The 12,774-nt window shown below is 71.4% G+C and carries 13 protein-coding genes; 4 read left to right on the forward strand and 9 right to left on the reverse strand.

Annotated features, from left to right (window positions below):
• Positions 1 to 2: 2 nt before the first annotated feature.
• Complete coding sequence (locus IVW53_04070; GenBank protein MBF6604740.1) at positions 3 to 284, forward strand: hypothetical protein; 282 nt, start codon at positions 3 to 5, stop codon at positions 282 to 284.
• An 18-nt stretch (positions 285 to 302) separates the two neighbouring features.
• Here IVW53_04070 and IVW53_04075 read toward each other — a convergent pair whose 3' ends face one another.
• From IVW53_04075 to IVW53_04085, 3 genes are read right to left on the reverse strand one after another with little or no spacing between them, the layout of a single operon-like run.
• Positions 303 to 1,331, reverse strand: coding sequence for a hypothetical protein (locus tag IVW53_04075; protein MBF6604741.1), 1,029 nt, complete (start codon positions 1,329 to 1,331; stop codon positions 303 to 305).
• The gene (locus tag IVW53_04080) at positions 1,328 to 2,269 is read right to left on the reverse strand and encodes a hypothetical protein (GenBank protein ID MBF6604742.1); all 942 of its coding nucleotides are present in this window, start codon (positions 2,267 to 2,269) and stop codon (positions 1,328 to 1,330) included. Before IVW53_04080 ends, IVW53_04075 begins: the two co-directional genes overlap by 4 nt.
• A 10-nt stretch (positions 2,270 to 2,279) precedes the next feature.
• The gene (locus tag IVW53_04085) at positions 2,280 to 3,038 is read right to left on the reverse strand and encodes a hypothetical protein (GenBank protein ID MBF6604743.1); all 759 of its coding nucleotides are present in this window, start codon (positions 3,036 to 3,038) and stop codon (positions 2,280 to 2,282) included.
• A gap of 176 nt (positions 3,039 to 3,214) precedes the next feature.
• Between IVW53_04085 and IVW53_04090 the strand changes: the two genes are divergently transcribed.
• The gene (locus tag IVW53_04090) at positions 3,215 to 3,919 is read left to right on the forward strand and encodes a hypothetical protein (GenBank protein MBF6604744.1); all 705 of its coding nucleotides are present in this window, start codon (positions 3,215 to 3,217) and stop codon (positions 3,917 to 3,919) included.
• A 21-nt stretch (positions 3,920 to 3,940) separates the two neighbouring features.
• On the opposite strand, the gene IVW53_04095 is transcribed toward IVW53_04090, so the two are convergent.
• From IVW53_04095 to IVW53_04105, 3 genes are all read right to left on the reverse strand, one after another.
• Positions 3,941 to 5,134 carry an aminomethyl transferase family protein gene (locus IVW53_04095; protein ID MBF6604745.1) on the reverse strand — a complete coding sequence of 398 codons (1,194 nt, stop codon included), beginning with the start codon at positions 5,132 to 5,134 and terminating at the stop codon, positions 3,941 to 3,943.
• 66 nt (positions 5,135 to 5,200) lie between these two features.
• On the reverse strand, positions 5,201 to 5,578 hold the full coding sequence (locus IVW53_04100) for a PIN domain-containing protein (protein MBF6604746.1): 378 nt from the start codon (positions 5,576 to 5,578) through the stop codon (positions 5,201 to 5,203).
• Positions 5,575 to 5,823 (reverse strand): hypothetical protein, encoded by a 249-nt coding sequence (locus IVW53_04105; GenBank protein MBF6604747.1) that lies wholly within the window; start codon positions 5,821 to 5,823, stop codon positions 5,575 to 5,577. Before IVW53_04105 ends, IVW53_04100 begins: the two co-directional genes overlap by 4 nt.
• Before the next feature lie 149 nt (positions 5,824 to 5,972).
• On the opposite strand from IVW53_04105, the gene IVW53_04110 reads away from it, so the two are divergent.
• Positions 5,973 to 7,574 carry an NAD(P)/FAD-dependent oxidoreductase gene (locus tag IVW53_04110; GenBank protein ID MBF6604748.1) on the forward strand — a complete coding sequence of 534 codons (1,602 nt, stop codon included), beginning with the start codon at positions 5,973 to 5,975 and terminating at the stop codon, positions 7,572 to 7,574.
• Positions 7,574 to 9,214, forward strand: coding sequence for an NAD(P)/FAD-dependent oxidoreductase (locus IVW53_04115; GenBank protein ID MBF6604749.1), 1,641 nt, complete (start codon positions 7,574 to 7,576; stop codon positions 9,212 to 9,214). The genes IVW53_04110 and IVW53_04115 overlap by 1 nt, the downstream gene beginning before the upstream one ends.
• A 208-nt stretch (positions 9,215 to 9,422) precedes the next feature.
• Here IVW53_04115 and surE read toward each other — a convergent pair whose 3' ends face one another.
• The 3 genes from surE to trpS all read right to left on the reverse strand — a co-directional run bounded on the left by surE (position 9,423) and on the right by trpS (position 12,716).
• The gene (gene surE, locus IVW53_04120; protein ID MBF6604750.1) at positions 9,423 to 10,208 is read right to left on the reverse strand and encodes a 5'/3'-nucleotidase SurE; all 786 of its coding nucleotides are present in this window, start codon (positions 10,206 to 10,208) and stop codon (positions 9,423 to 9,425) included.
• A gap of 182 nt (positions 10,209 to 10,390) precedes the next feature.
• On the reverse strand, positions 10,391 to 11,578 hold the full coding sequence (locus tag IVW53_04125) for an AI-2E family transporter (protein MBF6604751.1): 1,188 nt from the start codon (positions 11,576 to 11,578) through the stop codon (positions 10,391 to 10,393).
• A 118-nt stretch (positions 11,579 to 11,696) separates the two neighbouring features.
• Positions 11,697 to 12,716 (reverse strand): tryptophan--tRNA ligase, encoded by a 1,020-nt coding sequence (gene trpS, locus IVW53_04130; GenBank protein ID MBF6604752.1) that lies wholly within the window; start codon positions 12,714 to 12,716, stop codon positions 11,697 to 11,699.
• Positions 12,717 to 12,774: the final 58 nt, after the last annotated feature.

Consider the following 12,774-nt stretch of genomic DNA (forward strand, 5'->3'; position numbering starts at 1 on the left):
ACGTGCACAGTTCCCTCATCGGCAAGGTCGAGAAGGCGAATCGCTACGCGCGCGAGCTGGACCGCATCAGCATCGACCGTCTGTCACTCACCTTCCGCGGCGACAACGACACGCACGCCGTGACTCTCGACGCCGGTACGTGGCATTGCACCTGCCACTACTTCGCGAGTTTCGGATCGTGCGTCCATCTCCTCGCCCTCCAGAAGATCTTCGGGATCATGCTGCCCGAGGAGGCGCAGGTCTCCATCTTCGCCGCGGCCTCGCCCGAGCTCGCCGCGGTCTGACGCTCGACTGACGAAACCTCACGGGTCGAACCCGGCGAGGACCGCGCGGGTCGTGCCAGCCCGCAGCGGCACCTCGCCGCTGCGGGACCACCCGTCCGCCGACCAGCGGTAGACGACGATGGATTCAGGATCTCCCGCCTCGTCCAGCCAGGTCACCGCGAGGCGCACGCCCGTCCGATCGAGGAGCATCTGGCCGGCGGTCCGGCCTGACCCGTCGCCGACCGGCAGTTCGGCGAGCGATTCCCCAGCGCGGAACGCCGCGAGCGGCCCGATCCGGATCCGCCCGTCGTCGCGCGACTGATAGGCGACGACGCCGACGTCGCCAGCGGCGGAGATCGCCCCGGCGCCGGTCGCGAGCGTCGTGATCCGGTCCGTCGACAGGTCGACGATCGCGAGGGCCGGTCGGTCCTCGGCGTCGCGGACCGGGACGGCGACCGTCCGACGATCGAGCCAGAGCGCCGCCCGCCCGTCCTCCTCGAAGCCGAGTGCGATCGTTCGTGCCCGGCCGGACGTCCGGTCCGCGACGAGCAGGCGGGCGTCCCGGGCGCCGGTGCCGGGCCGACCGAAGATCGCCGCGACCTGCCGCCCGTCCGGTGAGACCGTCCCGAACGTCCACGCTCGCGCCGCGTCCGTCGCCGTGGGGCCGGTGAGGCCCACGGCCCTCCATCGTGGCGGGGCCGTGCCGGAGATCGCCCCGGCGTCGAGGAACCCTGCTCCGCGACCGAACGTGAGGACGAAGCCTTCCGCAGCATCGCCCGACGCCCACACCGGCCCGCTCGGCGTCGCCGGAAGGGCGACGGACGTCGCTCGATCGAAGGGCTGGTGCAGCTCGATCGCGTCCGCGTTCCCGCAGAGACACCAGAGGCCGATCCGCTGAGTCGCTGGGACGGGCGATGGCGACGTCGAGTGGCTCGCGCCTCCCGAGCCGCCCGTCGGCGATGGGGGCAGGGGGCCGCCGCAGGCCGCGGCAGCGGCGAGCACGAGAGCGACCGCGAGGGGCGCGGTCGCTCTCGTGGCGTGACGGCGGTTCGGCGGGTGGGTGCTCATCGGATGACGTCGCCTGCGATGAGGGAGCCGTCGCCGGCGTCGATGGCGAGCTCGAGCCCGCCGAGTCGCTGCGCGAGTGCGCCGCGCGTCCCGACGGTCGCAACCCAGGCGAGCCGGAGGATGGACCCGGGCGCGTCCGGTCGTTCCGGCGCGAACGTGTCGTTCGGTGCCGTCCAGGCGAGGCTGAGGGCGGTGATCGCAACACCCGATCGGTCCGTCCCGGCGAACCATCGATCGAGCTGGGCCTCCACGATGGCCCGGGCCGCCGCCCTGGCGATGGCCGTCGCGGGCGCCGGAGCGAGCTCCCGTGCCGTCCGGCTCACGCTGTGGGTGGATCCGTCCGGCCAGAGCTGGATCCGGACGCCGTCACCGCGGACGGGGATCCCGCCGGCCGAGCGCTCCCAGCTGACGGTCCAGCCGGAGCCGGACGGGCCGCGGAGGATCCGGGCCCTTCCATCGGGCACGGCACCGAACGCGGCGCTGGCGAGCTGATCGCCCCGCTGCCGAACCGCCCCCTCACCGCGAAGGGGCTGTCCGCCGTCGCCGGTCCAGCCGAAGCGGACCGCGGCGAGGAGCCTGCCGCCGCGATCGAAGCGCTGCAACGCGGTGAGCCGACCGGTCGCGTCGGCCTCGGCGACCTCGTCGTATTCCGTCGAGGCGAACCGATCCGTCACGTGGCTCACGGTCCGCGTGACGGCCGGCGGCAACCCGAGAGCCTCCGCCGACCGGGTCGCGAGGGCGATGGTCGGGCCTGCGAGCGTGCCGGCCAACGCACGGGCCTCGACACCAGGTGTGCCGGCCCTGAACGAGTCGGCCGCCGATCCCGGCGTTCCGGTGGCGAGGACCGTCATCGTGGCGAGACCGAGCGCCCCGCCGAGGGCTGCCCGGCGGGTGCGGCGACGAAGGACGGGACGAGCGAAGAAGGAACAGCGACGCATGTCGACTCCTCTACAGGCAGTTCGGGCAGGGTGGGTTGTACGGGCCGGGGAGCCCGTAGCCGTTGTAGCTGCCCCACCAGTCGGCCCGGAAGTCGCGGTGCGTGAACGATCCGAGATAGGCGATGTCGAACGCCTCGCCGACCCGGTGGTGGGACGCGAGGGCATCCCAGAACCGCTGCTCGAACATCCACTCGTCGTTGTCGTATGCCGTTCCGAGGTAGCCGAGGAAGAACTCCGGGCCGTTCCACGCCGACCCGGTCGCCTTGACCTTCTCGATCCCGAAGGCGGCCGGCAGCGTCGTGTTCGAGTCCCCGTTGTGGCAGGTCGAGATCACGACGAGGTTCGACTCGCGGCCGGCCCGCTTCGCGGCGATGTCCTTCGAATAGACGATCGCCTGGCTGCACGAACCGGCGTCCTCGCGGAATCCGGAGTACCGCCGCCCGTCCGGGTTGTAGTAGTAGTCGCCGTGCGAATGGACGTAGTAACCCCAGTCGTCGATGGTCCGTGCGAGCGTGTGTCGTTTCGTGAACGAGGTCCCGCTGAACGCCCCGGTCGCATAGCCGAGGCCGCTGTACGCGGCTTTCGCCGCCGTCAGCATCTTGCCCGGCAACGAGTCCGTGAACCCCACGCAGGGGGGCCTGAATGCCGTCTGGTTCGAATCCGCCGACGCCTGATACGCGGCGCGGGCCGGGCCCGCCAGCAGTGCGGTGAGGACGAGCGCGGGCAGGATTGCCGAGAGCCATCGTCGCCACCGTCGTTCGTGCGACACGATCCATGACCTCCTCCGGCGGATGTGGTGGGAGCGGCGGAGGGTGGTGGGAGCGGCGGAGGGAGGGCGAGGCGGTGATCGTCGCAGGCGTCGCTTCACTCGGACTTACCAGGCCGCGGGGACCTCGCACGCATCGCGCGTTGACCCTCGACCGCCGCGGCCGCTAGTCTCAGGGGGTGAACCGCGCGCCCACCGGGATCCCTGTCGGGCATCGCCGGGTCCGATCGCTGCCGATCCTTGCGGCGGTCGTGCTCGTCGCCGCCGCCTGCGGATCGGTGACCGCCCCGCCGTCCGTCTCGACGAACCCGTCGGCCACGCCTGCCGGCGTCGCCTCGGCGAGCCCGGCTCTGCCCGGCGACACGGCGTCGCCCGGGCCCGGCAGCGGATCGGCGGGCCCATCCGGGTCGGGATCGCCGCCACCCACGGCGTCGGGATCGCCGGTCCCGAGCGGAGCGGATTCTGCGGCCGCGGCCTGCTCCGGCAGCGCCGCGACGAAGGATTTCTTCGTCGCGATCGCCCAGGCCGTCCAGTGGCCGGTCTACTGCGCGGTCATGCCCACCGGCTGGTCCATCGTCTCCGGGTCGTACCGGCTGGCGAACGGCGGCCAGATGAACGTGGAGTACCGCAACCAGTCCGGATGGACGTTCGAGCTCAAGGAGGGCCACTGGTGCACGGACGGCGCCAGCGCCTGCTCGCCGCACGACCTCTTCGTCGGCCCGTCCGCCTTCGGCGACCGGCAGGGGGAGCTCGGCTCACTCGGCGGTGGCTTCGTCCTCTACGTCGATGCGGGTTCGAACCCGTCGTGGACGGCACGCGGGACCGGCCTCGACCAGGCGACGTTCAGCGCGCTCTGCGCGGCCCTCGCGTTGGTCGCCGCCTGAGCGTTGGTCGCCGCCTGAGCGTCAGGCGCGCCGGCGCGGCAGCTCGAGGAACGGGAGCCGAACAACAGAGGCGTCCACCCGGCCTCGGATCCCCTCGACGGTCCACTCGATCGCCAGCCGCGTGCCCGGCGCCTCGAACGCCGCAGGGACCGATGCGAGGGCGATGGCACGCTTGAGGATCGGGCTCCAGCCGACGCTCGTCGCCCGGCCGATCCGCCGTCCGGAGCCGTCGAAGACCGGGACCGGCGTGCGGGAGACGATCCCCGGCGCAGCGGGCGGCAGGTCCTGGGCCGCGTGGAGCGCCTCGATCCCCGCCCAGTCGAGCTCGATGCCGACGAGGCGTCGCGGCGGGCCGCCGGCGCGAGCCTCCGCTCGGAGCGCGCGACGGCCGACGAACTCCGCCTTGTCGAGGTCGACGAGACGCCCGAGACCGATCTCCGCCGGCGAATAGGCCTGCTCGGCGTTCATGGCGTGCCGGGCGCTCGTGTAGTCGACCTCGAGGAGGATGAGTCCCGCCTCGAGACGGACGATGTCGAGGGCGAGCATTCCGGCTGGCCTGAGCCCATGCGACCGTCCGGCGTCGACGACGGTGTCCCAGACCTCCACTGCCCGCTCGGCCGGCACCCACAGCTCGAATCCGAGGTCGCCCGTGTACCCCGTCCGGCTGACGTCCACGGCGATGCCGGCGATCGTGGCCGGGCGTCGCCGGAAGTACCGCAGGTCCGTGAACGACGCGCCGGCCGCTGCCTCGAGGACGTCCCGCGAGCGCGGCCCCTGGAGGGCGAGGGCGGCCGTCCGTTCGGTCGTCTCCTCGATCGAGACATCGAGGCCGCGGGCGTTCTGATCGAGCCAGCGAAGCTGCGGGTCCGCCGCGGTCCAGCGGAAGCGATCCTCCGCGAGCCGATGGACCGTCCCATCGTCGATGACCTTGCCGGCCTCGTCGCACCACGGCGTGTAGTACACCTGTCCCACGGCGAGATTCGTGGCGTCGCGGGTGATGACCCGGTCGACGAGTCGCAGCGCGTCGGGGCCGTGCACCTCGTACTTGAAAAGCGGACTCACGTCGATGAGCGCGGCGGCCCCGCGGATCGCCGCGTACTCGATGTCCGGCGCGTCCGCGTACGAGCTCGAGGCCAGGTAGCCGGCCCACTCGCGCCACTGCAGCTTCCCGTTGAGCGGCGCGGTCCGCGGGTGGAACGGCGTGCCGATGCTCACGACGGCGAACTCCTCCGAACTGCGGGACCGTCAGTATCGCCGAACGGGCGCGTCAGCAGGGGAGCGTCAGTAGGTGAGGACCGGGATCTCCTGGGAGATGAAGTCGTCCGGGTTGCGGGTGATGACGGTGGCCCCGATGAGCCAGGCGACGCTGCCGATGAGCGCGTCGCCGAGTGTCCGATGGCTCGTCTGACCGCGCCGCCGGCGGCTTTCGCCCGCCCATCGGGCGGCATCCGGTGTCGTCGCGACGTACTCGAGGACACCCAACATCGAGCGGACCGATCGAAGGTGTTCGTCCGTCCCTCGCGACAACGCCTCAGCGGTGATCGCGTCGCAGGTGAAGAGGTCGTTCGGTTCCTCGAACAGGCGGGCGACGAGCTCCACCGCGGGGCGGAGTCCGTCCGCATGGTCGATCAGGAGACACGTATCGAGGATGTATCTCACTCGGGGTGGTCCCAGCTCGCCCGGAGCTCCTTGGCAAAGGCGAGCGCCTCATCCGGGTTCATCCAGCCGGGCTTGCCGATCATCGCCCCGGCGGTCTCCTCGAAGACCTTCTTCTGGAGGTCGCGCCGGACCTGCTTCTCGATGATCGAGGCCACATACGAGCTCCGGTGGCGCGGTCCCGCCACGGCATCGATCTGCGCGAGGAGCTCCTGCGGAAGGGTGATGTTCGTCCTTACCATGACCATGGCGGGCACCTCCGTGTGCGAGATGATGTGGGTACCATAGTATACGATGCGACACACGCAGAGGGCCCGAACCGTCGGCGGGCGGAGCAGGGTGTCGGGTACAGTCAGGGCATCGGACCGGGGCGCGACGCGTCGGCCGCGCATGGAGGATCCGGGTGGCCGAGCGCTACGACGCGGTGATCATCGGCGGCGGCCACAACGGCCTCGTCAGTGCCGCGTACCTCGCCCGGGCCGGCCTGCGGGTCCTCGTCCTCGAGCGGCGCCACGTCCTCGGCGGGGCGGCCGTGACGGAGGAGGTCTTCCCCGGCTTCCGGTTCTCGGTCGCGAGCTACGTCGTCAGCCTCCTCCGGCCGGAGATCATCCGCGACCTGGACCTGCCACGCCACGGGCTCGACATCCTGCCGCTCGACGGGACGTTCACCCCGCTCGATGGCGACCACCTCTGGCGGGTGAACGATCACGGCCGGACGATGCGCGAGCTTCGCCGCTGGAATCCGATCGACGCCGAGGCGTACGAGGAGTACGGCCGGCTCATGGTGGAGATGGCCCGCTTCATCAAGCCGATCCTGTCCATCGTCCCGCCCGACCCGACCGGCCTCGACCCTCGCCAGTTCGCCCCGCTCGGGGGCCTCCTCCGCGCGTTCCAGCGCCTCCCTGAGCTCCAGCAGCAGGTGTTCGTCCAGCTCATGACGATGAGCGCGGCCGACTTCCTCCGCCAGTGGTTCACCATCGAGCCGCTCATTGCGACGATGTCCGCGTCCGGGATCATCGGCACATTCCAGGGTGTCCGGAGCCCCGGTACGGCGTATGTCCTCCTCCACCACTACATGGGCGAGATCGACGGCGCGTTCCGTGCCTGGGGCATCCCGAAGGGCGGCACCGGCAGCGTCTCGGAGGCGATCGGGAGTGCGGCCCGTGCGCTCGGCGCGGAGATCCGCCTGGAGGCGCCGGTCGCCCGGGTCCTCGTCCGTGACGGGCGCGCCGTGGGAGTCGTCCTCGAGTCTGGAGAGGAGATCCGGACGGACGCGGTGCTGAGCTCGGTGGACGCTCGGCTCACCTTCCTTGGCCTCCTCGAGCCCGGCTCCCTCGACCCGGAGTTCGAGGCGGAGATCCGCCGCGTCCGGTTCCGCGGCAGCTCCGGCAAGGTGAACCTCGCCGTGGACCGGCTGCCGGACTTCACGTGCCTGCCCGGCGATGGCGAGCACCTCCGCGGCGCGATCAGCTTCAGCGCGAGCGTGGACGACATGGAACGCGCCTACGACGACGCGAAGTACGGCCGCTGGAGCCGCCGACCGTACATCGACATGATCATCCCGACCCTCGTCGACCCGTCCATGGCGCCGCCTGGCAGGCACGTCATCAGCTGCTTCGTGCAGTACGCCCCATACCACCTCAATCCGAGCCTCGGGACATGGGACGACAATCGCGAGGCGTTCGGCGACGCCGTCATCGACCGGATCGCCGAGGTCGCCCCGAACATCCGGGACATCGTCCTCCATCGCCAGGTCCTCACCCCGCTCGACATCGAGCGTCGCTTCGGGCTCACGGAGGGCAACATCTTCCAGGGCGAGCTGAGCCTCGAGCAGCTGTTCTTCAACCGCCCGGTCCCCGGCCACGCCCGCTACCGGACGCCGATCCGCGACCTCTGGCTGTGCGGCTCTGCCACCCACCCGGGTGGCGGGATCATGGGCGCGAACGGTCGACTCGCCGCGCTCGAGCTCCTCCGGACGCGTCGCCGGACCGCGGCCTGATGGTGGGCGCCCGGACGATCGGCGATCTCGACGCGATCGTCGTAGGCGGCGGGCACAACGGCCTCGTCGCGGCTGCCTATCTCGCTCGCGCCGGCTGGCGGGTCCTCGTCCTCGAGCGGTGCGAGGGGATCGGCGGTTCGGCCGTGACGTCGACGCTCGGTGCCGGCTTCCGGGTCCCGACGCTCGCCCACACGGTCGGACGGCTGGGGCCCTCGGTCGTCCGGGATCTGCGGCTCCGCGATCACGGGCTGTCGCTCGTCACGCCGGAGGTCCGAGCCTTCGCCCCCGCGCCCGACGGGAGCGCCATCGCACTGTGGGCCGATGCTGCCCGGACCGCGAACGGCCTGCGGGCGCGATCGGGCCACGATGCCACGGCGTATCCCGAGTTCGACCGCCTCGTCCGGTCGCTCGGCCGGTTCATCGCGCAGCTCGCGACCATGACGCCGCCGGACATGAAGGCGCCGTCGCTCGGCGACGCGGTCGCCGGCCTGCGGCTCGGCCGCTCGTTCCGGGGTCTCGGCCGGCATGACGCGCAGGCGGTCCTGCGGGTCCTCCCGATGGCCGTCGCCGACTTCGTCGCCGAGGCATTCGAGACGGACGCGCTGCGGGCGGCCATCGCTGCCCGCGGCATCCAGTACACGGCGATGGGGCCGTGGTCCGCTGGCTCAGCCGCCGTGCTCCTCGCCGATTCGGCCGGCAACGACGGCGGGGCGGCCGGCCAGTCCGTCTTCGCTCGGGGTGGTCCTGGCGCTCTCGCGGACGCGCTCGGCGGATCGATCCGGGCGAACGGTGGCACGATCCGCACCGGCGCGGAGGTCGTCGCGGTGACCGATCGCGACGGGCAGGTGACGGGCGTCACGCTCGCCGGCGGCGAGGAGATCCGCGCCCCGATCGTCGTCGCCGGGATCGATCCGAAACGGCTCCTCAGCCGTCTCGTCGATCCGGTCGTCGTCGGCCCGACGCTCGGCTGGCGAGCCGCCAACATCCGGACCCCCGGGACGGTCGCGAAGGTGAACCTCGCCCTCGCCGGCCTGCCGCGCTTCGTCGCCGCCGGGGACGACGGGCCGCGCCTCCTCCGGGGCCGGATCGTCATGGCGCCCGGCATCGACGCGCTCGAGCGTGCCTTCGATGCGAGCAAATACGGCGCGATGAGCGAGCACCCGTATCTCGAGGCGACGGTCCCGTCACTCGTCGATCCCTCGCTCGTCGCGGAGGCCTCGCTGGGGCGACGGAAGGGCCCGCCGCATGTCATGAGCGTGATCGCTCAGTGGTTCCCCTTCTCCCTCCGCGAGGGCGACTGGGACAGTCGTCGCGACGAGCTCGGCGACCTCGTCGTGCGGGAGCTCGAGCGGTACGCACCCGGACTGGGGCGGCAGGTCGTCGCCCGCCAGGTCGTCACACCCCTCGACCTCGAACGCGACCATGGGCTCAGCGGTGGCCACCCGTTCCACGGCGAGCCGGGCCTCGACCAGTGGTTCCTCTGGCGGCCGCTCCTCGGCCATGCCCGCTACCGGATGCCGCTTGAGGGGCTCTACCTTGCCGGCTCCGGCGCGCACCCGGGCGGTGGCGTCACGGGAGCGCCCGGGGCGAACGCCGCCCGGGAGATCCTCGCCGACGGGCGGCGCCGCAGGCGCGGTTAGGGGCGCAGCCAGGCTGACCAGTCCCCCCGCAGCCAGGCTGACAGGCCCCGCGCCGCCAGAAATCGTTCATCCATGAATGGTTCATCGCTGTAACGATCTTCGCTTGGCGGTCTCACTCGGCGGGTCTCACTCGGCGGGTCTCACTCGGCGGGTCTCACTCGGCGGGTCTCGCCTGACGGTCTCACTCGGCGGGTCTCGCCTGACGGTCTCACTCGGCGGATGGTCCGGCCTCGGAACCGTCCGTCAGGTCCCAGCTCCACGTCCGGAGCCGACGGAGCAGGCGCCGGCCGGTGAGATCGAGGTGGATGGGCGTCACGGCGATCCGGCGGTTGACCACGGCGTGGAAGTCCGTCCCCTCGACGGCGACCCCGGACGGCGGCTGGCCACCGATCCAGTAGTACGGGATGCCGCGCGGGTCGCGGCGCTCGACGAGCTCGTCCTGGTAGACCCGCTTGCCGAGGCGGGTCACCTCGAAGCCGTCGCACTCCCCGGGCGCGACGGCAGGGACGTTGACGTTGACGAGCTCGCCATGCGACAGGCCGTGCTCCAGGATGTTCCGGGCGACGGTCGCCGCCGCCTGTGCGGCGAGGGCGAAGTCCGGATGCTCGTAATACTCCTGGCTGATCGCGAACGCCGGGCAGCCGTTGATCACGGCCTCCATCGCCGCGCTGACGGTGCCGCTGTAGGTGATGTCGTCGCCGAGGTTCGCTCCGTAGTTGATGCCGGACGCGACGAGATCGAAGCCGTGCCCAAAGAAGCCGAGGAAGGCGATGCTCACCGCGTCCGTCGGCGAGCCGTCGATCGACCAGCCGACCGACCCGTCGGTGAGGGTCCGCTCGCGGACCCGCAGTGGCCGCATGAGGGTCTTCTGGTGGCCCACCGCACTCTGGTTCGTGTCCGGCGCCACGACCGTCGTGTCGCCGATCCGGTCGAGGGCCTCCTTGAGGGCAAAGAGCCCGCGTGATTCGATGCCGTCGTCGTTCGTCACGAGGATCCGCGGACGGCTCGTCCAGTCGCGGAGAGGACGCGCTCTCGCGAGGAGCGCCCGGGGCGCGTTCCGCGGGGCCCCGCCGGCGAGCGGTTCGCCGCGCTCCTTGTCGACGTCGCGACGCTCGCCGCGGGCCCGTTCACGGGTGCCGTCCGGATCGGCCGCCCGGTCGCGATCGCGGCCCTCCGTCACGGAGCCGATTCCACGTCCGGATCGGCGCCCGGCGACGGCTCGCGCGGCACCCGGACACTGCGGCCCTCGCGCGCCTCGAGGCGGGCCGCAGCGCGGTGGGCGACCGAGGTGCCACTCCGTGCCCGTGACAGGTAGTGGAAGAAGAACGCACTGATGACGGCGACGATCGGGATGCCGAAGATCGCTCCGCCGATCCCGCCGACCTTGCTTCCGATGAGGGCGGAGCCGACGACCACGATCGGGTGGATGCCGACCGCCTCCTGCATGAGTCTGGGCTGGAGGACGTTCATGACGATGAACCAGCCGACGGCCATCACGAGGATCGTCGGCAGGACCGCGTCCGGCTTGAGGACGATGGCAACGAGGACCGGCGGAAGCCACGAGACGAACGGACCGAAGAACGGGATGGCCATGAGGATCCCGGAGGCGGTCGTCGTCACGGCGAGGAAGCCGAGGCCGAAGACGGCGCTCGTCCCGGCGGCCACGACCGCGTACGAGAGCCCCAGGAGGGCCTGGCCGCGGAGGAAGCCGCCGAACGAACGGGCGACGCTCGTCTCGAGGAGGCGGGCCTCGTCCGTGTAGGCCGGCGGAACGACCCGGAAGAGGAATGACAGGATGTGGTCACGATCGACCACCATGTACAGCGAGAGGACGAGGACGAGGAGGAGGCTGCCGAAGGCGCCGAGGCTCGCCACGGCGAGCTGCTGGAGCGGCCCGACGAGCTGGGCGGCGTAGTCCTTGAGGTTGGCGAGGAAGGCCTCGGCCTGAGCGACGAGGTCGATCTGGCCGAGTCCCACGGCGGAGAGCCGGCTCTGCCACGGCCCGAGGACCGTCGGCAGGTCGTGCTTGAGCTGTGGCACGCCGGCGATGAACTCGCTGATCGAGCCGGCGAGGGCCTGGGCCACGACGATGACGAGGATCGAGATGGCGCCGAGGAGGAGGGCGTAGACGAGGACGACCGCGACGACCCGGGGCAGGGCGGGAATCCGCCGGGCGATCGCGCCGACGAGCGGGCTCAGGATGAAGGCGAGGAGCCAGGCGAGGAAGAAGACGAGGACGATGTCGCCGAAGAAGAAGAAGAGGTTCGCGGCGAACGTGGCGACGATGAACGCCGCGGCGACGGTGGCGAGCACGAGGAGCGTGTCGAGCCAGCGCCGCTCTCTGTCCGTCAGGGTCGTCGACATCGGTCGGGCCGTGCCTCTGTCCGCGGGGAGTGCCAGTATCCGTGGGGGAGTGGCGGGCCCCTCCCCATGCCGTGATGGTAGACCGCCCCGATCGACGGCCGCTCGCCGCCGCACGAGGTCAGCGCAGGCCCATCTTCTCGCGGACCTCGGCCATCGTCGCCTCGGCCATCGGCCGGAGCCGGTCGGCGCCGGCCTCGAGGACTCCGGCGACCTCTCCCCGATGCTCCATGAGCTCGCGATAGCGCTCGCGGGCCGCGGCGTAGCGGGCGACGATCCGGTCGCCGAGCAGCCGCTTCATGTCCACGCAGCCGGTCCGTGCCGTCCGCTCGCCGTCCCAGAGCTCGTCGTAGTCGTCGCCGAAATGGCGCTGCAGCTGGCAGACGTTGCAGACCTCCGGCCTGCCGGGGTCCGTCCGCAGGATCCGCTGCGTGTCCGTGACCATGGACATGACCTGCTTCCGCACGACCGCCGGCTCGGCGAAGATGTCGATCGTGTTGCCGAGTGACTTGCTCATCTTCCTCACGCCGTCCGTGCCGATGACGACGGGCGCCTCCGTGAAGACGGCCTGCGGCTCGGGGAACGTCTGGCCGTAGCGGGCGTTGAAGGCGCGGACGATCTCCCGCGACAGCTCCAGGTGAGCGGCCTGGTCGCGCCCGACGGGGACGAGCGACGCCTTGTAGATGACGATGTCGGCGGCCTGCAGGACCGGGTACGTCAACAGGCCGTGGTTGATGTCATCCGGCTGGTTCGCCTTCTTCTCCTTGTACGTCGGGGTCCGCTCGAGCCAGCTCACCGGCGTGACCGTGCAGAGGAGCCACGCGAGCTCGGTGTGCTCGGGGCGATGACTCTGCACGAAGAGGGTGCAGCGGTCCGGGTCCAGGCCGAGGGCGAGGAGCGAGGCCGCCATCTCGATCGTGCGGCGGCGCAGAAGGTCCGGATCGTGGCTGCTCGTGAGCGCGTGGTAGTCGACGATGCAGTAGATCGCCTCGTACTCCCACTGGAGCGTCACGTAGTTCCGGATCGCGCCGAGGTCGTTGCCGAGGTGGACGATCCCGGACGGCTGGATGCCGCTGAAGATCCGCGGCCGGGCGGACGTCCCGGCGAGGGGAGCGGGAGCCGGAGCGTGGTCGATGGCCATGGTCGGCGAGTGTACCCGAGGCGGACCGTCGCTCGGCTACCATCGCGGGCATGGCCCA

It is taken from the genome of Chloroflexota bacterium, assembly GCA_015478725.1.
Taxonomy (GTDB): domain Bacteria; phylum Chloroflexota; class Limnocylindria; order Limnocylindrales; family CSP1-4; genus C-114.

Coding starts and splice junctions, on each gene's coding strand:
- IVW53_04080 (MBF6604742.1), bottom strand. CDS start 2,269: ATGCGTCGCTGTTCCTTCTTCGCTCGTCCCGTCCTTCGTCGCCGCACC.
- IVW53_04075 (MBF6604741.1), bottom strand. CDS start 1,331: ATGAGCACCCACCCGCCGAACCGCCGTCACGCCACGAGAGCGACCGCG.
- IVW53_04125 (MBF6604751.1), bottom strand. CDS start 11,578: ATGTCGACGACCCTGACGGACAGAGAGCGGCGCTGGCTCGACACGCTC.
- IVW53_04105 (MBF6604747.1), bottom strand. CDS start 5,823: ATGGTCATGGTAAGGACGAACATCACCCTTCCGCAGGAGCTCCTCGCG.
- trpS (MBF6604752.1), bottom strand. CDS start 12,716: ATGGCCATCGACCACGCTCCGGCTCCCGCTCCCCTCGCCGGGACGTCC.
- IVW53_04115 (MBF6604749.1), top strand. CDS start 7,574: ATGGTGGGCGCCCGGACGATCGGCGATCTCGACGCGATCGTCGTAGGC.